The 21857-nt window shown below is 65.1% G+C and carries 21 protein-coding genes; 9 read left to right on the top strand and 12 right to left on the bottom strand.

Annotated elements, in window-relative coordinates:
* Positions 1-33: 33 nt before the first annotated feature.
* Complete coding sequence (locus tag EL249_RS08500) at positions 34-1329, bottom strand: MFS transporter (protein ID WP_005673110.1); 1296 nt, start codon at positions 1327-1329, stop codon at positions 34-36.
* Positions 1330-1707: 378 nt separating this feature from the next.
* On the opposite strand from EL249_RS08500, the gene EL249_RS08505 reads away from it, so the two are divergent.
* From EL249_RS08505 to EL249_RS08520, 4 genes are all read left to right on the top strand, one after another.
* Positions 1708-3087 carry an aminotransferase-like domain-containing protein gene (locus EL249_RS08505; protein WP_005673109.1) on the top strand — a complete coding sequence of 460 codons (1380 nt, stop codon included), beginning with the start codon at positions 1708-1710 and terminating at the stop codon, positions 3085-3087.
* 118 nt (positions 3088-3205) lie between these two features.
* The gene (locus EL249_RS08510; protein WP_005673108.1) at positions 3206-4447 is read left to right on the top strand and encodes a YncE family protein; all 1242 of its coding nucleotides are present in this window, start codon (positions 3206-3208) and stop codon (positions 4445-4447) included.
* Between the two features lie 199 nt (positions 4448-4646).
* Positions 4647-5813 carry a YncE family protein gene (locus tag EL249_RS08515; RefSeq protein WP_005673106.1) on the top strand — a complete coding sequence of 389 codons (1167 nt, stop codon included), beginning with the start codon at positions 4647-4649 and terminating at the stop codon, positions 5811-5813.
* Between the two features lie 131 nt (positions 5814-5944).
* Positions 5945-6616 carry a hypothetical protein gene (locus EL249_RS08520; protein ID WP_126348156.1) on the top strand — a complete coding sequence of 224 codons (672 nt, stop codon included), beginning with the start codon at positions 5945-5947 and terminating at the stop codon, positions 6614-6616.
* Positions 6617-6726: 110 nt separating this feature from the next.
* Here the strand turns inward: EL249_RS08520 and EL249_RS08525 are convergent, their stop codons facing one another.
* Complete coding sequence (locus EL249_RS08525) at positions 6727-8121, bottom strand: YncE family protein (RefSeq protein ID WP_005673104.1); 1395 nt, start codon at positions 8119-8121, stop codon at positions 6727-6729.
* 510 nt (positions 8122-8631) lie between these two features.
* Between EL249_RS08525 and EL249_RS08530 the strand changes: the two genes are divergently transcribed.
* Positions 8632-9303: a carbonic anhydrase gene (locus tag EL249_RS08530; protein ID WP_040529771.1), complete on the top strand. Its 672-nt coding sequence runs from the start codon at positions 8632-8634 to the stop codon at positions 9301-9303.
* 81 nt (positions 9304-9384) lie between these two features.
* Here EL249_RS08530 and EL249_RS08535 read toward each other — a convergent pair whose 3' ends face one another.
* The gene (locus tag EL249_RS08535) at positions 9385-10329 is read right to left on the bottom strand and encodes a LysR family transcriptional regulator (protein WP_005673102.1); all 945 of its coding nucleotides are present in this window, start codon (positions 10327-10329) and stop codon (positions 9385-9387) included.
* Between the two features lie 344 nt (positions 10330-10673).
* Between EL249_RS08535 and EL249_RS08540 the strand changes: the two genes are divergently transcribed.
* On the top strand, positions 10674-11624 hold the full coding sequence (locus EL249_RS08540) for an NmrA/HSCARG family protein (protein ID WP_005673101.1): 951 nt from the start codon (positions 10674-10676) through the stop codon (positions 11622-11624).
* 190 nt (positions 11625-11814) lie between these two features.
* Here EL249_RS08540 and EL249_RS08545 read toward each other — a convergent pair whose 3' ends face one another.
* From EL249_RS08545 to EL249_RS08585, 9 genes are all read right to left on the bottom strand, one after another.
* Positions 11815-14094: a heavy metal translocating P-type ATPase gene (locus EL249_RS08545; RefSeq protein WP_005673100.1), complete on the bottom strand. Its 2280-nt coding sequence runs from the start codon at positions 14092-14094 to the stop codon at positions 11815-11817.
* Positions 14095-14214: 120 nt separating this feature from the next.
* On the bottom strand, positions 14215-14862 hold the full coding sequence (locus EL249_RS08550; RefSeq protein WP_005673099.1) for a hypothetical protein: 648 nt from the start codon (positions 14860-14862) through the stop codon (positions 14215-14217).
* Positions 14863-14972: 110 nt separating this feature from the next.
* Positions 14973-15539 (bottom strand): hypothetical protein, encoded by a 567-nt coding sequence (locus EL249_RS08555; protein WP_005673097.1) that lies wholly within the window; start codon positions 15537-15539, stop codon positions 14973-14975.
* Between the two features lie 24 nt (positions 15540-15563).
* On the bottom strand, positions 15564-16118 hold the full coding sequence (locus EL249_RS08560; RefSeq protein ID WP_005673095.1) for a hypothetical protein: 555 nt from the start codon (positions 16116-16118) through the stop codon (positions 15564-15566).
* A gap of 3 nt (positions 16119-16121) precedes the next feature.
* Positions 16122-16907: a hypothetical protein gene (locus tag EL249_RS08565; RefSeq protein ID WP_126348158.1), complete on the bottom strand. Its 786-nt coding sequence runs from the start codon at positions 16905-16907 to the stop codon at positions 16122-16124.
* Positions 16879-17262: a heavy-metal-associated domain-containing protein gene (locus tag EL249_RS08570; RefSeq protein WP_005673093.1), complete on the bottom strand. Its 384-nt coding sequence runs from the start codon at positions 17260-17262 to the stop codon at positions 16879-16881. The genes EL249_RS08565 and EL249_RS08570 overlap by 29 nt, the downstream gene beginning before the upstream one ends.
* Before the next feature lie 329 nt (positions 17263-17591).
* Positions 17592-18425, bottom strand: coding sequence for a MetQ/NlpA family ABC transporter substrate-binding protein (locus tag EL249_RS08575; protein ID WP_005673092.1), 834 nt, complete (start codon positions 18423-18425; stop codon positions 17592-17594).
* A gap of 155 nt (positions 18426-18580) precedes the next feature.
* Entirely contained in the window at positions 18581-18847 is a 267-nt protein-coding gene (locus tag EL249_RS08580) for a SemiSWEET family transporter (protein ID WP_005673091.1), read from the bottom strand.
* 15 nt (positions 18848-18862) lie between these two features.
* Entirely contained in the window at positions 18863-19126 is a 264-nt protein-coding gene (locus EL249_RS08585; protein WP_005673090.1) for a SemiSWEET family transporter, read from the bottom strand.
* A gap of 472 nt (positions 19127-19598) precedes the next feature.
* Here EL249_RS08585 and EL249_RS08590 point away from each other — a divergent pair, with 472 nt between their 5' ends.
* The 3 genes from EL249_RS08590 (at position 19599) to EL249_RS08600 (ending at position 21839) form a co-directional block, all read left to right on the top strand.
* Positions 19599-20261 carry an amino acid ABC transporter permease gene (locus EL249_RS08590; RefSeq protein ID WP_005673089.1) on the top strand — a complete coding sequence of 221 codons (663 nt, stop codon included), beginning with the start codon at positions 19599-19601 and terminating at the stop codon, positions 20259-20261.
* A complete protein-coding gene (locus tag EL249_RS08595) occupies positions 20248-20928 on the top strand; it encodes an amino acid ABC transporter permease (RefSeq protein ID WP_005673088.1) in 681 nt (226 codons plus the stop codon). Before EL249_RS08590 ends, EL249_RS08595 begins: the two co-directional genes overlap by 14 nt.
* A gap of 185 nt (positions 20929-21113) precedes the next feature.
* The gene (locus EL249_RS08600) at positions 21114-21839 is read left to right on the top strand and encodes an amino acid ABC transporter ATP-binding protein (RefSeq protein WP_040530982.1); all 726 of its coding nucleotides are present in this window, start codon (positions 21114-21116) and stop codon (positions 21837-21839) included.
* Positions 21840-21857 lie beyond the last annotated feature (18 nt).

A 21857-nucleotide genomic window follows, 5' to 3' on the forward strand; every position in this document is an offset into this window, starting at 1 on the left:
CGTTCACAAGGGGTTCCCCCGCACTGACCAGGCTCAACCCACCCGCCGCCGCCACACCCCCACCACCAACCCGATCAGCAGCACGCTGGCCCCCCCGCCCAGCAGGTTGCTGCCAGCCCAGCCGGGCCAGCTCATTAGCGGGGCGGGCAGGAAGGCGCCCAGGGTGGCCATCACGGCAATGCACAGGTCGTTGATCCCCTGGACCTCGACGGTCGGGTCAGGGCGGTGGGCTGCCGGGGCTGCGTCCTGGGTGGCTGATGGTGAATCCGCTGCCGAGGCAGCGGCCGACGGCTGTGCCCGCAGCTGATCCAGCCGCTCGTTCAGCATGGCGCTGCCGCCGATGTAGGTGAAGTTCCAGCCCAGGCCCAGCAGGATCAGCGAGGTGCTGAGCAGGGCGTAGCCGTCGTTGCCCATGTTGAACGCTGCGCTGATGCCGATGAGGATGAAGCCGGCCACGATGACGGCGTGGGTACCCACGCGCTGGATGATGGAGCCCGTGACGAACGAGGGCAGGAACATGGCCAGCACGTGCCACTGGATGGCGCGGTTCACGTCCGAAAAGGCCATGCACAGCTGGGTCATGTTCATGGAGGACTGGATCATCAGCAGGTTCATCAGTCCGTAGCCGACGGCGGCCGAGAGCATGGCGGCCACCAGCGGCCGGTCGTGCAGCACCAGTTGCCAGGCGTTGGCGGCGACAGGGTGAGGTACGGCAGCATGGGGCTGGGCACCAGAAGGGACAGGCTGGCGGGTGTCATCGTCCCGGTTGCGTATGGGCAGGATGGTGAGCGCATGCAGCACGGCCAGCCCGGCAAAGGCGGCGTAGCAGAGGGCAAAGTCCTGGATGCCTGCCCATTCCCTCAGGCTGTTGACCAGGCTGGGGCCGGTGAAGGCGGCCACCACGCCACCGGCGATGACCAGGGACATGGCGCGGGGCTTCAGCGAGGTGGACAGGCCGTCCGTGGCGGCAAAGCGCGAGAAGTTGGCCACGGCGATGTACAGCCCCAGCAGCGCATGGGAGACGATCAACAGCCCGAACGAGCGGTCCTGCACGGCCAGGTAGCCGGTGATGCCGGCCAGAGCCAGTGGCAGCGTGGCCGCCAGGAATATGCGCTTGCGGCCGTGGCGGCGCATCAGTCGCGCCACCGGCAGTGTGGCCAGCATCACCACCAGGAACTGGCCCCCATAGGGCAGGGTGGCCATCCATGGTCGCGGGGCCACCACGGCGCCCACCAGGGCGGCAATGGTGACAGCCATCACGGCCGTGGTCAGGTTGACGGACTGGGCGATGAAGTACAGCCACGTGCGGGCGGGCAGGCGAGCGGACATGAGGGTGTGGGTTGAAAGCGTCTTGATGGGACGTGCGGTCGATGACGGGCTGACAGTGGAAGCGGGCTGACCGCGAAACCGCGCCGATCAGGTCTGGCGTCCCTGATGGATGGGGATGCTACTGGCTGCTCTCTGCGATTTCGTCAGACAGTCGTCATCTGTTTGCCAAACAGTTGCAGTAAAGTGCCCCGACAGTCGCGGACAGCCGCGGACAGTCGTGCCGCGTCTGCGGGTACCGACGCCGGTACAGGCACGGATGCCGGGCTTTCCCGCCTGAACAGGCATGGTCATGAGCAGCATCTTCTGCCGGGTTCCGAACGCGGCAAGTGTCTGAGCCCGGTGGCAGAATCAGCGCTTTCTTGCGCGAAGGAGCAGGCCATGGCATTTGTCGATCAGATCCGCCAGCGTCTGGCCGATGGCCAGTGGGCCAGCGGCGAGCGGCTGCCGTCACTGCGGCAGATGGCGCAGCGCGAGCAGGTCAGCCTGCACGCTGTGGCCAGCGCCTACGCGCAGCTGGTCAGCGAGGGGCTGCTGGACGTGCAGCATGGGCGCGGGTACTACGTGTCCCCTCCGGTGAAAGGCCTGCCTGCTACACCGCCGGACATGTCCTCCGCATCGCAGGACACCGCGCCAGCCGGGCAGACGGCCCTGTTCCGGTTGCTGCAGGCGGGGCCGGAATATCTGAAGCTGGGCTGTGGCTGGCTGCCGTCGGAATGGCGGGACACCGAGGCACTGGCGGCAGGCGTGCGCAAGACGGCGCGGATGGGGCAGCGGACGCTGACGGATTATGGGGACATCCAGGGCCATGTGTCGCTGCGCCATCAGCTGGCGGTACATCTGCGTCGCACCACGCGCATCGACGTGCCGCCCGGGCAGCTGCTGACGACGGTGGGGGCTACCCAGGCGCTGGACCTGATCATCCGGTTGCTGGTGCGGCCCGGCGACCGGGTGCTGCTGGACGAGCCCTGCAACGGTTCCCTGGTGCACCTGGTGAGGCTGGCCGGGGGCACGCCTGTGGGGGTGCGGCGCAACGCCGACGGGCCGGACCTGCAGGCGCTGGATGAGGCGCTGAAGGATGGGCAGCCCTGCCGGCTCTTCATCTGCAACAGCACCTTTCACAATCCCACCGGAGGCACGCTGTCGGCACGCACGGCTTTCGGGGTGATGAAGCGGGCGGCCGAGCACGGCTTTCTGGTGGTGGAGGACGATGTCTATGGGGACTTCCATCCCGAGCGTCGCCAGACGCTGGTGGAGCTGTCGGGGCTGGAGCACGGCATCTACATCGGCAGCTTCTCCAAGTCACTGTCGGCGTCGCTGCGCATCGGCCATGTCGTGGCCAGCCCGGAGATCATCGGCCGGCTGACCGAGCTGAAGCTGATGACCACGGTGGCGGTACCAGGCTTCTGTGAACGCTTCGTCAACACCATCCTGGTGGACGGATCCTACGCACGGCACATGCGGGAGCTGCAGCGCCGCATGCTGAAGCACCAGAAACAGGCCCAGCGACGGCTGGCTGCGCTGGGCTGGCAGTGCGCCACGCAGCCTGACGGGGGCATGTTCCTGTGGATCCGCCATCCGCAGCTGGAGGACCTGTCGGCCTTCATCACGGCACTGGCCCGCCATGGGATCCTGCTGCTGCCGGGCTCGGCCTTTGCCGTGTCGCAGGATTTCCGGGCCTGGACACGGATCAACGTCACGCACCTGACAGATGAGGCGGTGTCGCGGATGGCGGCCTGCATGCGTGAAGTGCCGGTCTGAGGACGTACAAACCTGCCCTCAGTCATGGTATTGAATTGGATTCCCATTCGCTCACGTTCTATCATTCGAGAATTCGTCGCTGTCCCCCTTTCCCTGTCTTTCACCAGAGGGTTCTTTCATGAAGGCATTCCGGGTCTCTTCCATGGTTGCGCTGGCCGTTGCCGCCGCGCTCTCGGGCTGCGCCGCCACGCAGGATGCCGCCCAGTCCGCCGTCAGCAGTGTCAAGTCGCTGGCAGGCCAGGCACAGGTCACCCGCCAGGCGGTGGCGCCGGCGCTGTATGAAGTGGCCTACTCGCCCAGCCAGGACGTGGTCTACGTGGTGTCGGCCGGTGGTTTCGGTCCGGATGCGCCGGCTTCCAAGGTACTGCGCCTCGATCCGAAGACGCTGGACGTGAAGGGCGAGATTCCCCTGTCCGTCAATGGCTTCGGGCTGGTGCTGGATGATGCCGCGCACCGCCTGTACATCACCGATACCCGTGCCGGCTCGCTGACGGTTCTCGACGTGGCCAGCGACACCGTGGTGGGCACGGTGGCGCTGAATGAAGCGCCGGATGCCGTTTTCAGCCAGACACCTGCCAAGGCTTCCCAGGCAGCCAGGGCTGCGAAGGCCTCCCGGGCAGGCAAGAGCGCCAAGCCCGCTGATGAGGACAAGGATGGCGTGTACAAGTACCGCGAGGTGGTGCTGGACCGCACGCACAACCGTCTGTATCTGCCGGGCATGAGCCTGGAGGCGGGCAGCAACGGGGTGCTGAAGGTGGTTGATGCCCATACGCTGAAGGTGCAGAAGGTGGTGCCGGGTCTGGGCTTCGGAACCACCGGCATTGCGCTGGATGAGGCGGCCGGCAAGCTGTACGTCTCCAACCTGGTCGGTCAACTCTTCGTGGTGGATACCGGCACGCTGGCCGTCACGCAGAAGTTCGAGGTGGCCGCCGACCAGCTGCTGAACCTGGCGGTGGACCGTGCGGCAGGTCAGGTGCTGGCCGTGGATCAGGGCATGGCCCGCCTGGACGAGAAGCGCCAGCAGGACGGCATTGCCTACACGCCGCGCGGCAAGGGCAACCAGGTGGTGGCCATCGACCCGGCCAACGGGCAGGTTACCCGCAACATTGCCGTCGGCACGCAGCCGGTGGCCCTGCTGCTGGATGCCGAGCGCAACCGCCTCTACGTGTCCAACCGTGATTCGGGCAATGTCTCGATCATCGATGCCCGCACCGGCCATCTGCTCAAGTCCGTGGACCTTCAGCGGCACCCCAACAGCCTGACGCTGAACCCGAAGACGGGGGAGGTGTACGTGACGATCAAGAACGCCCGTGACGCCGCGCGTGGCAGCAACGAGAGCGTGGCCCGGATCCAGTATTGATTCCATCTGCCCGGCGTGAGGCCGGGACAACATGAGGTCGGGCTGCCTGCAGGATCAAGGGCAGTCCGGACCGGAAGCCGGGGAGGGAACTTTCCGGTTTCTCCAGGCCCGGGAGGTTGCAGCCCGGCCAGTGTGCAGCTGGCATTTTCCCGGTGCCAGGTGCCGAATCCTTTGTTACAGAAACAGGAGACCTGTGTCCATGAAATCGTTCCCCAAGTCTTTCCGTACTTCTTCCTTCCTGGCGCTGGCCGTGGCGGCGGCGCTGGCCGGCTGCGCTGCCACGCAGGATGCCGGTCATTCGGCCATGAATATGGTCAAGTCGGCCACGGGCCAGGCCCAGGTCGTTCGCCAGGACGTGGCCCCGGCGCTCTATCAAGTGGCCTATTCGCCCAGCGAGAACGTGGTCTATGCCGTCTCGGCGGGCAACCCCAAGGATCCGGCTTCCGGCGTGAAGTCGAAGCTCTTCAAGCTGGACCCCGAGACGCTGGCCGTGAAGGCGGAAATCGAGCTGCCTAAGCCCGGCTATGGCCTGACGCTGGATGACGAGGCGCATCGCCTCTACATCGTGGACACCCGCGGCGGCACGCTGATGGTCTTCGACACCACCTCCAGCCAGGTGACGGCTTCGCTGACCATGCCGCCGGTGCTGGATGCCCAGGGCAAGCCCGAGAAGATCGAGTACCGCGAGATCGTCGTGGACAAGGCCAACAACCGGCTGTACCTGCCTGCCATGTCCTATCACGACAGCAAGCTGCAGGTGGTCAACCTTGAGACCCTGACGGTCGAGCGCACCATCCCGGGCTTCAACTTCGGTGCCACCGGCATCTCGATGGATTCGGGCGCCGGCAAGCTGTATGTCTCCAACCTGATGGGGCAGCTCTTTGTCGTGGACATCGGCACGCTGGCCATCACCGACCGCTTCGAGGTGCAGGGTGATCAGCTCCTGAACCTGGTGGTGGACCACGACAACAAGCGCCTGCTGGCCGTGGATCAGGGCTTCGACCGCCTGGACGTGGTTCGCAAGGAGCGGGGCGGCCTCAACTATCAGACGCGCACCCAGGGCAACCAGGTGCTGGCCCTGGATCCGTCCAGCGGCAAGGTGCTGCAGAACATCAAGGTGGGCACGCAGCCGGTGGCCATGCTGCTGGACGCACCGCGCAATCGCCTGTACGTGAGCAACCGTGTCTCCAGCAATATCTCGGTGGTGGATCCGCGCACCGGCCAGGAGATCAAGACCATCGACCTGCCCACGCACCCGAACAGCTTTGCGCTGAACCCGAAGACCGGCACGGTCTACGTGACGGTGAAGCTGCCGAAGGAAAAGTCGATGACCGACAAGGAAAGCGTCGCACGCATCAGCTTCTGATGCTGGCCTGATGGCCCGTCCGTCCGGCGTACTGATACCGCCGGGCGGAATGGCGTGCCTGGCGCGGCACAATGTCACGCCGGCGCACGCAGTGCGCACTTATGATCGGCCCCTTTCCTGAAGGAGCGATCATGGTGCGCATGCGTCCGGTTTCAATGATTCTTGCATCGGCTTCGCTGGCCGTGCTGCTGTCGGCCTGCGGCAGCGATATCCATCCGGGCGATCAGACGGCGCAGGCGCCTTCGGCCAGCAGCGGCAACGCAGGCAACAACAACGTTGCACCGAATGCTTCCGGTTACTGGCAACTGGCAGGACGCATCTTCCAGCGCAGCGGCCAGTCCGAACAATCGACGGTGGACGTGAATGACCACGTCGAATCAACGCTCGAGATCCATGGGCGGATTCCGCCGGCCACGCCCGTGAATGGTGCTGCGGGTTCGGCTTCTGCAGTCACGACAAGTGGCACGCCGGTGGCCACCGAGACACTGGACAGCCTCCTGCGGGTGGAATTCACCGGCCGAACCGCAGGCACCTATCAGATCACCACCGACGCAAACCGTTTCCAGAATGCCGGTCGCCAGGCGCGTCTGGCCGTGCTGCGGGTAGCCGTGCGTGACACCACCACCCGGCAGGAAACCAGCTACATCGCCACCGCTGGCACCATCGAGGTGACGGTGGGGGCTGACCGCAAGTTCCATGTCCGCAGCGTAACCGACCTGCCGGTGCGGCAGCTGAGTATCTCGCAGGCTGCCGGCGGCGTGACGGCCATGCCGGCGCAGACCCAACTGTCCATCCGGGACTGACGCCGCAGTTTGCAAAAAGAAGCGCTGCCGCCGGATGAGTCATCCTGCGACAGCGCTTCGTCGTGAACCCGATATCCGGCCACCCACGGGGTGGCCGGAAACGGATCAGATCACTTGGCGGCGTAGCGGCTGATGTGATCGCCCTGCGGATCGTTCTCGCCGCGTGCCTTGTTCACGCTCCACACCGTGCCCTTGCCGTCGGTGAAGACGTGGTTGGCATACGAACCACCCGGCAGGTTGGCCACCAGGTTGCCGTTCACATCCACCACGGCCACCGAGTCACTGCCCCGGTTGGCCACGTAGGCCTGCTTGCGCACCGGCTCCCAGACCACGGCCAGCGGGCCGGCGCCAACCTTCACGTCAGCCTTCAGCTTGCCATCGGTGGCGTCCAGAATCTGCAGGTTGTCGGTGCTCTGCGACGCAACGAACAGCAGTTTCTCTTCCGGCGCATAGGCGATGCTGATGGCGCCCTTGGCCCCTTTCAGGTTGTAGACCTTCTCGATTTTCTCGGTCGGCTCGTCGATCACGTAGATCTGGTCGGTCGTGGCCACCACGAACAGCTTGCCACCGTCCTGATCCAGGGCAAAGTTCAGCGGCGCCGGCGGAATCTTGGTGCGGGTCGGCGATTCCAGCGCGATGTCGACCTTGTGTTCCAGCGTCTGGGTGTTGAACACGCTCACGTAGTTCTTGCGGTCGGCGGCTACATAGGCCCGATGACGCGGACCATCGACCAGCACCCCGTGGTTGTGCGGGGCCAGCTTGTCCGGGAACTGCTTGACCAGCGACAGGTCATCCTGCTTGTAGACGGCCACAGCACCTGTGCGCGTGTTGCCCGTCCAGACGGTACCGGTGGTGTCATCGACGGCGACGCCGTAGACCGCTTCCAGGCCCTTGCCGGTCGAATCAGCCGGCGGCGTGACCTGGTGTTCGATGGCCAGCGAGCTGGGGTTGACCTTCATCAGGCTGGACTGCTTGATGGGCGGACGACCCGCGGCCGAGGTGACATACACGGCGTGGCTGCGGGCGCTGTAGGCGCCCTGGTACAGGCCCGGATTCAGCGGTGCGCGGGCGATATGGTAGGCGTTGACGCCCGAGAACGGCAGCTTGGGCGAGATCTTGAAATCCAGAATCTCGGCATAGCCGGGGTTCACCGTCTGCACCACCACCGGGTGAATGCCCACCGGCGACTCGGGCGGAATCTCCACTTGACCGGCAATGCGCCCTTCGGCGTCGACACTCAGGATGGCCTGGGTGGTGATGGTGGCGCCATCACTCAGCAGCTGAACCTGCTGGCCCGGCTTGAAGCCACTGCCGGTCACGTCCACGGTCTCGCCCGGATAGGCAACGCCCGTCACCTTGACACGGCCGGTATAGTCCGGATCGACTGGGTGGGTGAGGCCGCGGGCCTGCACGCCGACGCTGAACGACAGTGCGGCCAGGGCAACGGCAAGTGCCGTGCCCTTCAGGCGGGCGCTGGTGCGAATATCAATAGAAGACTTTCTCATTAAATTTCTCCGGTATACGAAGGGAACAAGACATCATCGAGGGAATCACACAGAGAGCCGCCCTACGGTGGCGTGCACGATGGGATGGTGCCCTGGGCCGCACGCCGTCTGGTGGCGCGTTCCTGAGAAACAGAAGCCGGGAAGGCCCCGCCTGGTTGCAGGATGGGCAACGAAACGCTGACCATGGAAAGAAAACCAGACACTGTCTTACGGAACGTGGTGGATTGTATATGGTTTCTAAGAATGAGGATGATTAACGATACTGTCAGTAGGGAGTTGTAACCATGTTGACAGTGTGGCGCAGAACAGGGTAGCTGCGGACGTCGGGCTGGGCGTGCGGCCTGTCGAAGATACCGGCGGGATCCTGACGACAGTGCCGGGTATTGAATGCATCCAGGATGCGGAACTTGTGTGACGGCCATGCAACCAACATCGGTGCGGATGTCGTGCAGAATCCATGTCCATGAAGATGTTTCATGGAAGCCATCTCGTGCAACCGAGGAAACCCGCATGAGCCATTCCTACCAGGTGATATTCGAGAACAATCGGGAATGGGCCGAGCACAAGAAGGAACTTGACCCCGACTATTTCCGACGCCTGTCGCGTTCTCAGAATCCTTCCTACCTGTACATCGGCTGTTCGGACAGTCGTGTGGCCGTCGAGGAGCTGATGGGGCTGGAGCCGGGCGAGGTGTTCGTCCATCGCAACGTGGCCAATCTGGTCATCGGCATGGATCTCAATGTCTCGTCGACCATCGAGTATGCGGTCAGCCACCTGAAGGTGAAGCACATCATCATCTGTGGCCATTACAACTGCGGAGGTATCCGGGCCGCCATGCTGCCCCAGGACCATGGGCTGATGAATCCATGGCTGCGCAACATCCGCGATGTCTACCGGCTGCACAAGGACGAGCTCGATGCCATCGAGGACGAGCACCAGCGCTACGACCGTCTGGTGGAGCTGAACGTGCAGGAGCAGTGCATCAATGTCATCAAGATGGATTGCGTTCAGGCGCGCTATGTGGCTGACGGCTATCCGATCGTGCATGGCTGGGTGTTCAACCTGCGCAATGGCCGGCTCATCGACCTGGACATCGACTTCGCGCACCTGATGGACGACATCCAGAAGATCTACGACATCACGGATTCGCACTGGGTGGTCAATCAGCGCAAGGTAGGCTGAAACAGGGCGGCAACGGCCTGAACTTCGCTTCGTCATCGCGTGCCCATCGGCCAACGCCATTGAAGGCGCCACGCACAGGATTCACTCGGACGGCTCGTTCCGGAATCGTTCGCTGACCAGCGAGCGCAGCCACTGGTGGGCCGGGTCGCGGTGCAGACGTTCCGGCCAGAGCATCAGCATCTCAAAGCCAGGGATCTCAAGGGGGGCAGACACAACCCCGACACCGGGATGGTTGCCTGCCAGACGTTCAGGCACCATGGCCACCAGGTCAGTGCTGGCCAGCACATGCAGCAGCGACAGGAAGTGGGGTACCGACAGCACGACGTTGCGCTGAAGGCCGACCGCAGCCAGTGCCCGGTCGGTGGCGCCCTGAAAGCCTCCCCCATCGGGTGAGACGATGGCATGTTCCAGACGACAGAACTTGGCCAGCGTGGGCCGCCGCTTCAGGACCGGGTGCCCCGCACGGGCGGCCAGCACGTAGCGTTCATGGAAAAGGCTGCGGCGTCTCAGGTGAGGCGGCGCTTCGGCTGTGATGTGGAAAGCCAGATCGAAGTCATCCTGCCGAGCGCGCTGCGACAGGAGCGGGGGCGAGAGCTGGTGGATGGCCAGGCGCATGCCAGGTGCCTGCTCTCGAAGCCGGGGCAGGATGGGTTGGAGGACCGTCATCAACGTGTAGTCGGTGGCGACGAGTCGCCAGGTGTGGTGTGCCGTGGCGGGGTTGAAGGGCTCGGGAGGAGCAACAGCCTGACCCAGGGCATGCAGCGCATCGTGCAGCGGGATGCGCAGTTGCTCGGCGCGCGCCGTGGGCTGCATGCCCTGCGGGCCGGGTAGCAGAAGAGGATCATCCAGCAGCTCACGCAGGCGCGCCAGCTGCATGCTGACGGTGGGCTGTGCCAGGTTCAGGACCTGGGCGGTGCGGGTGACATGCCGTTCTCGCAGCAGGGTGTCGAGCGTGACGAGCAGATTCAGGTCGATACGGCGCAGGATGCCGTGAAGTGGACGTGGTCCGGAGTCAGGGGCGTTCATGGTTCAGGAGGGGGTGCAACCTGGGCTGCAATCAGGGCGTTCGGACAGATTCTGGTCCCCAGAAATGGGCCATTCCGTGAGTCCGCTGCTTGCAGTGATGGGCTGCCTGAAGGATGGGACCTGTCGCTCCTGAGGGATGGGAACCGTTGCCGTCTGGAGGATGGAACCTGTCGGAGAGGGGGCCGAGGCCTGCACGGAACGAGTCGTGACAGCGGCATGTTATCGCCATCAGCGATGGCAGGCATCGCAAGAATTCATTTCTGTTATGGCCCATTTCTCCCTATCGTGGCCTTGGTCGTCGTGGGGCCACTTCGGCCGAGAGGCGCGTGAATGGAGAATCGGACATGGAGAGGATCGAAAAGCCCTTGATCACCGTGGTGGGTGCCACCAGCAAGCAGGGGCGCAGCGTGGTGAACTCACTGATGCAAAGCCAGCGTTTCCGGGTACGGGCGCTGACGCGCAGGAAGGATTCGCCCCAGGCGCTGCAGCTTCAGAAAGCCGGTGCAGAACTGTGGGAGGTTGATCCCCATCGGAGTCCAGATGCACTGGCGCAGGCGTTCGAGGGATCGGCTGGCGCGTTCCTGATGACGCCGCCATCGATGCCGGGGCGCGACGATGAGCGGATGCTGGGCCTCCAGCTGGCCAATGCTGCAGCGACGGCAGGCGTGGGGCACATCGTGTTCAGTACCCTGGAGAATGTCGAGCAGCGCTCGGGCGGCACGAAGTACGCGCCGCACTTCACCGACAAGGCGAAGGTGGCCGACCACATCCGCAGTCTGGGGGTCTCGCATACCTTCGTGATGCTGGCGTTCTTCTACACCAATCTGCTGGAATACTACGTGCCGCGGATGGACGGTGACACGCTGCTGATGCCGATCTATCTGCCGGAGGATTTCCGGGCACCCTTCGTCGATCCGCTGACGGCCACCGGGCCTGCGGTTCTGGAGATCCTGTCGAATCCCGCCTACTACCAGGGCAGGACCATGCCGGTGGTGGGGGAGATGATCTCGCCGCGCGAGATGGTGGAAGCGTTCCAGCGGGTGACGGGCGTGAAGGCCGAATACCGCAATGCCTATACGCGCGGCGGCCTGTTGCAGTACTTCCCGCAGTTTGCCGAGAACCCGCTGCTGGTGGAGGAACTGCAGGGCATGGTCAGCCACGCGGTCGAGCATGGCTACTTCGACGCGTCGCTGGACCTGAACTGGAGCCGGAAGGTGAATCCGGACATGCTCGACTGGGAGGGCTTTCTGCGCCGCACAGGATGGCGCGGACAGCAGATGTCATTCGGTGCCTAGGCGATCCTCGTCCTGATCGATCCGCGTCCTGGTCGATCGTCGTTCGGGACCTCCGGCTATTGGGGGGACGCTGAGGTGCGGGGCAGCCGTAACCCTACGGAATCAGTGCACATCCGTTCGATGCATGAAAAAAACCGGCACAGGCATGAACCTGTGCCGGCCTGTCTGCCGGAGGCGAGGAGGTGGGCCGTTAGCCTGCCGCCTTGCCGGGCCGGGTGTGGTTTACGGGGGCAGGCAGGGCCTTGGGCGATGCCTTGGCGCCTTTCTTGCCCTTGCGTGTGGAACCCGGCACTGCCTGCAGGCCGCCGCGCAGGGCGTTGAGCAGGATGGCGATGGTGCTGCCGTTGTGCAGGACCGAGGTGGCGATGGGGCTGAGCTTGCCGGTGGCGGCACCGGCCAGGATGGCAGTGTTGGCGCCGACGATGAGCTTGAAGTTGGTGTCGATCTGCTTCATCGTGCGGTTGGCAATGGCCTTGGCATCGGCTACGCGGGCGATGTCGTCTTCCAGCAGCGCGATGTCGGAAGTCAGACGTGCCAGGTCGGCGCCCCGCTGCATAGCGATGCCGACGTGCGCACCGGCCAGGGCCGGGGCGTCGTTCATGCCGTCGCCCACGAAGGCGATCTTCGCACCACTCTCGGTCAGCTCGTGCAGGATGCGGGCCTTGTCCTCGGGCATCAGCTGGGCATGGTAGGCGTCCAGACCCAGGTCACGGGCCAGCTCGGCGGCACGGACTTCGTGGTCGCCCGTCAGCATCAGGATGCGCTTGACGCCCAGGGTGCGCAGGCGCTTGAGCGTCTGGGCCGTATTGGCGCGCAGGCTGTCCTTCAGGGCGATGATGCCCAGCAGTCGGCCACCCAGGCCGATGTAGAGCGGGGTCTTGCCTTCAGCCTGCAGGCGCTCGATATCCTCCTCGTGAGCGCCCATGTCAATGGACTCGTGCTCTTCGAGGAAGTGGCGCGAGCCGACCACGACGCGCTTGCCCTGGATGACGCTGGCCACACCGTGGGCGGCGATGAAGTCGACCTCCTCGTGCGGGAAGTGGCGGTTGCTGTGCCGGCGGGCGGCCTCGACCACAGCATGTGCCAGCGGGTGGAAGTAATGCTCTTCCACCGAGGCAGCCAGGTCGAGCACGTCCGTGGGATCGAACTCGGGGTCGAAGGCCAGCACGTCGGTGACGACCAGGGTGCCCGTGGTGAGGGTACCGGTCTTGTCGAAGACGAAGGTGTCGGCCTGGGACAGGCGCTCCAGTGCGTCACCGCCCTTGAACAGCACGCCGTCACGGCCGGCGGTGTACATGGCGGACTTGAAGGCGACCGGGGTGGAGAGCTTGAGCGCGCAGGCGTAGTCGGCCTGCAGCACGGCGGCAGCCCGCTTCCAGTTGCGTGACACCAGCCAGGTGCTGCCGGCCAGGCCCAGGATCCAGGGCACCAGCTTGTCGGCCAGGCGGTCGGCGGTGAGCTGGGTGCCGCTCTTGACCTGCAGGGCGTGCTGGACGTAGTTGGCAATGCGGGCGCTGGCCGTGCCGGTACCGACATGCTCGGCGTAGATGCGGATGCGGCCTTCCTCGATGACGGTGCCGCAGAGCACGCTGTCACCCCGCTGGCGCAGCGCCGGCACGCTCTCGCCGGTCATGCTGGCCTCGTTGACGGTGGCCTCGCCGCTCAGCACGGTGCCATCAACGGGGATGACGGCGCCAGCCGCACAGATGACGGTGTCGCCGACCACCACCTGGGCGGCGTCGATCTGCAGCTCCTCGCCGTCGCGCTCGACCCAGACCGTGTCGGCATCGGGATGCAGCAGGTGCTTGAGCAGGTCGTCGGAGCGGCGGGCGATGGACTCTTCCAGATACTCGCCCAGCGCCAGCATGAAGAGCGTGGCGTTGGCGGCCATCTGGTCGCCGCTGGCGGTGGAAATGGCCACGGCCAGCGCTTCCAGCACGTGGTTGTTGAGGCCTTCCTTGAGCAGATCCTCGATGGCGTCCTTGTACAGGGGAAGCGAGACGGCCAGCGTGGCCGGTTTCGCCAGCGGCTGGGGCACCTTGTTGGTGGTCAGCAGCAGCAGCGCGCTGGCCAGCAGGTCACCGCCGGTGGACAGCACGTTCTCGCCGGCCTTGCGCTTCTCGCAGCTGGCGGCCTGGACGGCGGCGCCGCTGGCGCCAGTGCAGACCGAGGCTGGAATGTGCGAGAGCACGCGCTGCAGCTTGGGGATGCTGGTCTTCTTGCCGTCGAACTGGATGGCGATGGAACGTGCTGCCGGGTTCAGGCGCACGCCGGTAACACCGGGCTGGTCACGTACCACGCGTTCCAGTGCCTGAGGCGCCAGCTTGGCGCTGCCCTTGGGCAGCGTGTAGCGATAGCGGACTCGGCCGTGCGACTGGTGAGCCACATCGAGCGTCTCGAACAGCAGGGGGGCTGCGGCGTTGGAGGAAGAAGGGCGCCCTTTGGCGTCCGGCTGTTGTTCCAGGGGCATGACGTGCAATGAATGCGTGGATGGCAAGGCGTGTGGTGGGAACCGAAAGACCGGCTGGACCGGTGCATCCGACGGCTTATGGCACCGGCTGCCCTGGGGGCTGGCCGGGCCTGGGGTGGATCAGTCCTCGGCGTTTTCCTGTTCGGCCGCGACTTCGGCCTTCAGGTCGGCGATCTGCTCCTTGAACTCCTCGACGCTGCCAGCCACACCGGCGTAGAGCTTCATGCCCATGCGGATGAGCTTGGCGCGCTTCTCGGGATCACCCAGCACATAGGCGGCAGCGCCACCCAGCAGCAGACCCAGGATGAACTGTTCCGTCTGACGGTTGCCACCGAACAGGCCCGACAGACCCAAGCTTTGCCAGGCACTGTGACCGTTGGCCTGAGCGGCATTGGGGAAGGCGCCATTGACGTTGGCGTTGGGCGTGCTGGCATTCTGCGGGAAGCCGTTGAAACCCTGTCCGTTGAAACCTTGAGCATTGAAGCCCTGGCTGTTGAAGCCTTGGCCATTGAAGCCCTGACCGTTGAAACCCTGACCGTTGAAACCCTGACCGTTGAAACCCTGGCCGTTGAAACCCTGGCCGTTGAAGCCTTGCGGGTTGAAGGCGTTGCCATAGGCAGCCTGATTGAAGCCGCCATTGCCGTAGCCGTTGTCGAAGCCCTGGTTGGGGTAAGCCTGGTTGTCGTTGGAATCCTGATCCTGGTTGTCGTTGTTCCAGGTATTGAATTGATTGTTGCGGTTCGGATACTTCTGATTTTTCTTGGCCATTTCAGTTCTCCGTCATGGACAAAGCGTGTGTTCGGGGAACAGGAACCACCCGGGGTCCGAGCGAAAGGGTGTGAGGGCGGATCCTGGAAATCGATGTGGGCGTGCTGGGCTCAGGCCTCGTCACGCGGGGTGTGTGCCATCTGGATGTAGCGGGGGGACGCGTCTTCCTGGCTTTCCGGAGCGTCGTCGACGAGGTTGTCCACCTCGATGACTGCCGGACGGGCGGGACGATCGGCCAGCCAGCGTTCGGCGGCCAGCACGACGGCTGCGCCGGCGGCTGCCGTGAGCAGGGCTGCACCCGGTCGGGACTGGCGCAGGGCGCGGGCAGCGGCGGTACCGGCCGAGAGCGCGGCTCCGCCCTGCAGGGCCATGCGCACGGCGCGGCGGTCAAGGCGCTTGCCAGCGGGTTTGCCGTCGGCGTTGCGGGCACGCTCGGCGCGTTCCTGCAGCGTGACCAGCAGGCCCGTGGTGATGCAGCCCTTGAAGAAGTCTTCCACGGCGGTGCTGCCCAGTGCCAGGGGCGGATTGCCGGGGCGCAGCGAGGGGAAGGCCTGTGCGCCCAGATTGCGCAACGTGGCGGGCACGTTGGCAGCAAGGCCGGACCCCTGGGGCGTGCGAGCCGGGGTGGGCAGGTTGGTGCCGAAGGGGGAGCCGGAACGGTTGAAGGGGGTTCTCATGAAAGGTCAGTGCTGGCGAAAGGGTCAGTGCTGGCCGGCGTCGTCATTCGACCCGGATTCGGTCGAAGGCGTGGCGGAGGCCGCGGCCTGCTCGGTCTTGGGGGTCTGAGGACGCTTGCGGGGGCGACGGCGCGGTGCTGGCGTCTCCTCGGAAGCCTCGCGCGTCGTGGTGCGACGGGTGCTCTTGGGGCTGGCGCCGCCCGCCTGCGAGGTGCTGGCGCTGCGCGCCGCCCGCCTGCGGGTGCCTGTTGCGCTGCGGCTGCCCTTCTTCGGTGCCGGAGCCTCCTCGTGCGGGGCGGGCAGCAGCAGGGCGCTGGCGTCTTCATAGGCGCTGTCGGCATCATCGGCGTGGGCGGCGCTGCGGCGATGCAGCTTGTCCGCCACCTTGCGACGCATTTCGGCGCCGGTCTCGCGCACGGTGTCCAGACCGTCGCTGGCTTTCTGTTTCAGCGTGTCGCCAGCCTGACGGATCTGGCTGCCGGCCTTCTTGAGGCCTTGCTGAACGGCTTTGGTGCGCACGAGCTGGGTGGCGGCGGCGCCTGCGGCGGCGCCGATGATCAGGGGCAGGATGGGAAGCATGGTTCAGTTCTCCGGGTCATGGGAGGGAGACCAGGCGGCATCGGTGGAATCGTCCGTTTCGTCCGGATGGTCGGAAGGCGCGGCCTGGCCGCTGCAGTCGCAGGCGGCGGCGCAGGCGGCGCGCTGTTCGCGCAGGATGCGGGCGTGGCGCCCGCCCTGCACGGCCAGGCTGCCGACGACGGCACCGGCCACCAGCATGGGGTGGGCCGCGCGCAGCACGGTGCCTGTGAAGCCCAGAACGCCCCCCTGACGGGTGAGCAGGGCAAAGAACGCTTCCATGGCGTCACCGATGACGCCATGGCTGACATGGGCCTGCGCCGGGTCGATGCCCTGGGCGGCATGCAGTCGCTCACGGTCGACGGCGGCCTGCCAGGCACGTTGCAGCGCGGGCAGGTCACGGGTGAGCAGCTCGGACTGCAGGCGCTCGAGCTGGCGGCGCAGCGTGGGGTCAGGGGTGAGGGTGACCAGCTGCTGGTAGACGCCGGCGCTGTTGAACGTGCCCTGCATGGCGCGCTCCAGGCTTTCACGCCAGCCGGTGACCAGGGGCTCCGGGGCAGGAGCGGGCAGGGCCGGGAGCGGAATGCCGAACTGCTGATACAGGTTGCCCAGCAGCGTGATGCGCTGGACGGTGCTGTCGAGCAGGGTCTGCAGCGGCGCCTGGTTGCCGTGGGTGGCCACGGCCGACGTGTAGAAGGCCCAGGAGGCCTGCTGTTCCTGCAGGGCGACAGCGAGGATCGGGCCGGGGCCACCGTAGGCCAGGTCAGGGCGCGGCATGGCGAAGTTGTTCATGGGCTTCATCCAGAATGGTTCGCAGGGTCTGCGCCGCGGGCGTGTCGGCATTGGCCAGCAGATCGGGCCACGCGGCATTCGGGATCACGGCGGGATCGTATTCGATGGTGCAGGAGCGTGCCAGCAGGTTCCAGCTGATGTTCTTCACGCCCCGGATGCGGCGCAGGGCCGTGGTGATGGCCTCCGACCGGCCTTCGGGCCCATCGAAGCTGACGCCATTGAGGGCACCCTTGCCGAGCTTGAGACGCAGGCGACCAGGCACCTGATGGGCGATGGTGAGCCAGGGACGGAAATGCGCGAGCACGACGCCCGGCGGCGTCTGCGGGGTGAAGGTGACGGGGGTATCGGCAGCCATGTGTGTGCAGTTACGGACGGCGGCCGCGAGGATACGGAAAGGCAGGCCGCCATGGGCGGAATTGTGCCTGATTTCTTGCGAACGTGCAGTCTTTCTTTGTTAATCTGCCGTGATGACGCCCGCTTCATTTCATACATGCAGTCGCTGACGCATTCGCATTTTCATGCACTTCCGAAAATCATTGAAACAACGATAAAACGTAGGCGAAGGCTACAGAAGCTGGCACGCGGCACGGTGCGCCGGATGATCATTTCCGGCATGGAAAGACCATGGTCCCAGGGCAGGTACCGGCCGACCGTTCCGGCCGGCCGGAGAAAACGAGGGGAAGGTCAGAGGCCCTCGGGGCGGACATAGCCCGGGAAGTGCTGGTCCAGGGCCTGGCGGAAGGCTTCGGAACGGAAGGCCTTCTTCAGGTCCTGGGCCCAGGCGGCGTTCTGGTTGGCCTGGCGCACGGCCACCACTTGCTGGTAGGCCACCGGGGGCTTTTCCAGGGTCAGGGCGCGGGTGAAGTCCAGGCCGGCGGCCGTGGCGTAGTTGCCGGGCACGATGGCCAGCGTGGCATCACCCACGGTACGTGGCAGCTGGGCGGCTTCCACCGGCACGAAGCGCAGCTTTCGGGGATTCTTGGCCACGTCCCGGGTGCCCACGCGCAGCGGGTCGATGCCGTCCTTCAGCGTGATGAGCCCCTGCTGGGCCAGCAGCTGCAGGGCACGCGCCAGGTTGGCAGGATCGTTGGGCAAGGTCACGCTGTCCCCTTCCTTCACGTCCGAAAACTTGCCCACCCGTTCCGAGTAGATGCCCATGGGCGCGGTGGTGCTGGGCACCAGCGCCACGAGGTCCAGCTTGCGGTCCTCGGCAAAACGCTTCAGGTAGGTGATGTGCTGGAACAGGTTGGCATCCAGCGAGCCTTCGGCCAGCGCCAGATTGGGCTGGATGTAGTCGTTGAACTCGATCAGCTTGACGGTGTAGCCGTCCTTTTCCAGCTGGGGCACGACAGCTTTCTTCAGCACGTCGTAGTTGTAGCCGGCCGTGGCGCCCAGAACCAGGTGCGTGTGGGCGGGGTCGGCGGCCTGGGCATGCCCGATCGGGAGCAGCAGGGTGGCCGATGCGATGACGGCGGACAGCGCGGCGCCGACGAAGCGACGGCGGGAAGGGGTGTGCATGACGTATTCTCCGGGAAAATGATTCGGTCCCGGCGATATTAGCGCCAGCCCGCCGAGCTGAATGCCAAGGATGGCTCCATATGCGTCAGACGCATATCGTCATGCGTTTTTTGCCATGGCATGCAGGGGGGCCTGCATGCCATGGATGTCGCACGTCAGAGGATGGCCGTCAGGAAGGTGATGCCGCCCAGGATGAAGCCCGGAGCGTTGGAGATGGTGACGGGCCAGTCACGCCCTTTCTTGAAGAGGGCGTAGATGACCCAGAGCAGGCCGTTGACGCAGGCCACGGCCGGCTGGATGGGGTGGCCCTTCTGGCCGGCCAGGTTCATCTGGATCTGCGGCAGGTAGGCCACGTACATGCCGATGGCAGTGATGGTGGCGATGATGCCCAGGATGCTGGCGGCTTTTGCAGAGAGTTTCATGGTGGCGTCCGTCCCTCAGAGAGCAGTCCAGAAGGTGATGAGGCCCAGCACGATGCCGGGGGCGTTGGCCAGCGCCACCGGGATGTCGCGCTGCGGCTTGAAGAGCGCATATATCACCCACAGGGTGCAGTTGATGGCGGCCACCAGCGGCTGCAGGGCGCTGCCTTTCTGGCCGGCCAGGTTCATCTGGATCTGGGGGATGTAGGATACGTACATCGAGACTGCCGTGATCGTGGCGATGGTGGCCAGGACCTGGGTCTGCCGATCGGTCAGTTGCATGGGGAGGATTCCGTGGGAGAGGGGAGGACGGTGTCTTTCTGCCAGGCGTGTCGGCCTGTGACACACAGTCATCAATATAACCTCACGGCAGGCAAGGTAGTGCGCTTGACCCTGAATCTCGTTGCAAGGTGGATGGAAATCATTGGCCGGGATGATGGACCGACGTTCAATGGCCCGATTCGTGAAACCGTGCTGACAGAGAGGGGCTGGAGGGAAGGATTGTGTCGCCGGCCATGAGGCACGCCAGGGAGCATAGGCAGATGGCATGTACAGGGAGCATGTGCAGGGAGCATGTGCAGGGAGCATGTGCAGGGAGCATGTGCAGGGAGCATGTGCAGGGAGCATGTGCAGGGAGCATCCGCCGCGTTGAGGAACAGTCCTTGGCGTCAAAAGCCGGTCATATCTGAAAATCTCATGATCGAATGGCCTGCTTCATCGTTTTTCGCATATGTAAGCGCCTAGAATCCGCCGCATGGATTGGTCCTACGTGCAGGAAATCATTCCGCGCTTTGTCCAGGCGGCACTGGTGACGCTGAGGCTCTCGGCCTGGGGCGTGAGCCTGTCGTTGCTGCTGGGCCTGGCCGTGGCGCTTGTCACCAGCTACCGGGTGCGTCCCTTCGACAGCCTGGCGCGCGTCTACATCGAACTGTCGCGCAACACGCCGCTGCTCATCCAGCTCTTCTTCCTGTACTACGGGCTGCCCAAGATCGGCATTCACTGGGATGGCTTCACCTGCGGCGTGATCGCGCTGACCTTCCTGGGCGGTAGCTACATGGCCGAGGCGCTGCGGGCCGGCCTGCAGGCGGTACCACGCGGACAGGTGGAATCGGCGCGCGCCATCGGGCTGCGGCGGGCACAGATTCTCCGGCATGTGGTATTGCCGCAGGCGCTGGCCATCGCGCTGCCGGCGCTGACGGCCAATGCGCTCTTTCTGGTGAAGGAGACCTCGGTGATCAATGCGGTGTCGGTGGCCGAGCTGCTGTTCGTCACCAAGGACATCATCGGCACCGATTACATGACCAACGAGGCGCTCTTCATGCTGCTGGTGTCGTACCTGGTGCTGCTGCTGCCGCTGTCGTGGCTGGCGGCATGGGTGGAGAAACGGATGCGGAGGGCGGAATATGGCGGCGCTTGAGGTGCTGCTCTCGGGCCAGAACGTGCCGCGGCTGCTGCACGGGCTGTGGCTGACGCTCTACATCTCGGTGATCTCGGTGGCGGCCTCGGCGCTGCTGGGCACGGGGCTGGGGCTGCTGATGCGAAGCGGGAGCGCAGCAGTGCGCGCCGGCTGCCGCCTGTACCTGGAGACGATCCGGATCGTGCCGATCCTGGTGTGGCTGTTCGTGCTGTATTTCGGACTGCCCACCTGGACGGGCTGGCACGTGGATGCCCTGTGGGTGTGCGTGGGCGTGTTCTCGCTGTGGGGCACGGCCGAGATGGGAGACCTGGTACGCGGGGCGCTCTCGTCGCTGCCGCCGCATCAGCGCACCTCGGCACTGGCCCTTGGGCTCACGCGGGCGCAGGTGTTCCGGTACGTCGAGGCGCCGCAGGCGCTGCGTCGGGTGCTGCCGGGGGCCATCAACCTGTTCACGCGGATGGTCAAGACCACGTCGCTGGCCGCGTTGATCAGCGTGATGGAAGTGGTGAAGGTGGGACAGCAGATCATTGAACGTTCGCAGATGATCGAGCCGAAGGTGCCGACGGCCTCGTTCTGGATCTATGGGCTGATCTTCCTGCTGTATTTCCTGGTGTGCTGGCCGCTGTCATGGTGGGCAGCGCGGCTGGAACGACGCTGGGCGGCATGACAGGGCAAGGACGGACGCAACGCACCGGACGCCGCGGGCTGGCCGCATGGTCGGTGCATGGCGCGCAAGGTCAGGGCTCGGAGAACGTGAGGCAAGGGGCGCAGGAACGGGACGGGAGAACGTGAAGGATGAGGCACGAGGAAGAAACGCATCGCGCCACGCCGGGCAATGAATCCGGTGAGGCACTGCTGACGCTGCATGGCGTGCACAAGCGCTATGGCGAGGTCGTGGCGCTGCATGGCATCGATCTGACGCTGCACCGGGGCGAAGTGGTGGTGATCCTGGGGCCGTCGGGCTGCGGCAAGAGCACGCTGCTGCGGACCATCAACGGCCTGGAACCGATCCAGGGCGGCGAGATCAGCATGGCGGGTGTGGGCGTCTTCGGGCGCGACGTGTCGTGGGACCAGGTGCGCCAGAAGGTGGGCATGGTGTTCCAGAGCTATGAACTCTTTGCCCACATGAACGTCATCGACAACATTCTGCTGGGGCCGCTGAAGGTGCAGAAGCGTGACCGTGCCGAGGCCGAGGCCGAAGCGGACCGGCTGCTGGAGCGGGTGGGGCTGCTGGCGCGCAAGCAGGCCTGGCCGCGCGAACTGTCAGGCGGTCAGAAGCAGCGCATTGCCATCGTGCGGGCACTGTGCATGAATCCGGAAGTGATCCTGCTGGACGAGATCACGGCGGCGCTGGATCCGGAAATGGTGCGCGAGGTGCTGGACGTGGTGCTGGAGCTGGCGCGCGAGGGCATGAGCATGATCATCGTCACCCACGAGATGGGCTTTGCCGAGAAGGTGGCGGACCGGATCGTGTTCATGGATCAGGGGCGGATCATCGAGGAAGGAGCACCCGCCGCATTCTTTGCCCGGCCGCAGACCGAACGGGCCCGGGTGTTCCTGAACGGGCTGGACTATTGAAGAAAAGGCCGACGCCGA

The sequence above is a fragment of the Lautropia mirabilis genome, from assembly GCF_900637555.1.
GTDB lineage: Bacteria > Pseudomonadota > Gammaproteobacteria > Burkholderiales > Burkholderiaceae_E > Lautropia > Lautropia mirabilis.

Excerpts from the sequence above, each read along its gene's own strand:
- EL249_RS08500 (WP_005673110.1), bottom strand. The coding sequence starts at position 1,329 with ATGTCCGCTCGCCTGCCCGCCCGCACGTGGCTGTACTTCATCGCCCAG.
- EL249_RS08505 (WP_005673109.1), top strand. The coding sequence starts at position 1,708 with ATGGCATTTGTCGATCAGATCCGCCAGCGTCTGGCCGATGGCCAGTGG.
- EL249_RS08510 (WP_005673108.1), top strand. The coding sequence starts at position 3,206 with ATGAAGGCATTCCGGGTCTCTTCCATGGTTGCGCTGGCCGTTGCCGCC.
- EL249_RS08515 (WP_005673106.1), top strand. The coding sequence starts at position 4,647 with ATGAAATCGTTCCCCAAGTCTTTCCGTACTTCTTCCTTCCTGGCGCTG.
- EL249_RS08520 (WP_126348156.1), top strand. The coding sequence starts at position 5,945 with ATGGTGCGCATGCGTCCGGTTTCAATGATTCTTGCATCGGCTTCGCTG.
- EL249_RS08525 (WP_005673104.1), bottom strand. The coding sequence starts at position 8,121 with ATGAGAAAGTCTTCTATTGATATTCGCACCAGCGCCCGCCTGAAGGGC.
- EL249_RS08530 (WP_040529771.1), top strand. The coding sequence starts at position 8,632 with ATGAGCCATTCCTACCAGGTGATATTCGAGAACAATCGGGAATGGGCC.
- EL249_RS08535 (WP_005673102.1), bottom strand. The coding sequence starts at position 10,329 with ATGAACGCCCCTGACTCCGGACCACGTCCACTTCACGGCATCCTGCGC.
- EL249_RS08540 (WP_005673101.1), top strand. The coding sequence starts at position 10,674 with ATGGAGAGGATCGAAAAGCCCTTGATCACCGTGGTGGGTGCCACCAGC.
- EL249_RS08545 (WP_005673100.1), bottom strand. The coding sequence starts at position 14,094 with ATGCCCCTGGAACAACAGCCGGACGCCAAAGGGCGCCCTTCTTCCTCC.
- EL249_RS08550 (WP_005673099.1), bottom strand. The coding sequence starts at position 14,862 with ATGGCCAAGAAAAATCAGAAGTATCCGAACCGCAACAATCAATTCAAT.
- EL249_RS08555 (WP_005673097.1), bottom strand. The coding sequence starts at position 15,539 with ATGAGAACCCCCTTCAACCGTTCCGGCTCCCCCTTCGGCACCAACCTG.
- EL249_RS08560 (WP_005673095.1), bottom strand. The coding sequence starts at position 16,118 with ATGCTTCCCATCCTGCCCCTGATCATCGGCGCCGCCGCAGGCGCCGCC.
- EL249_RS08565 (WP_126348158.1), bottom strand. The coding sequence starts at position 16,907 with ATGAACAACTTCGCCATGCCGCGCCCTGACCTGGCCTACGGTGGCCCC.
- EL249_RS08570 (WP_005673093.1), bottom strand. The coding sequence starts at position 17,262 with ATGGCTGCCGATACCCCCGTCACCTTCACCCCGCAGACGCCGCCGGGC.
- EL249_RS08575 (WP_005673092.1), bottom strand. The coding sequence starts at position 18,425 with ATGCACACCCCTTCCCGCCGTCGCTTCGTCGGCGCCGCGCTGTCCGCC.
- EL249_RS08580 (WP_005673091.1), bottom strand. The coding sequence starts at position 18,847 with ATGAAACTCTCTGCAAAAGCCGCCAGCATCCTGGGCATCATCGCCACC.
- EL249_RS08585 (WP_005673090.1), bottom strand. The coding sequence starts at position 19,126 with ATGCAACTGACCGATCGGCAGACCCAGGTCCTGGCCACCATCGCCACG.
- EL249_RS08590 (WP_005673089.1), top strand. The coding sequence starts at position 19,599 with ATGGATTGGTCCTACGTGCAGGAAATCATTCCGCGCTTTGTCCAGGCG.
- EL249_RS08595 (WP_005673088.1), top strand. The coding sequence starts at position 20,248 with ATGGCGGCGCTTGAGGTGCTGCTCTCGGGCCAGAACGTGCCGCGGCTG.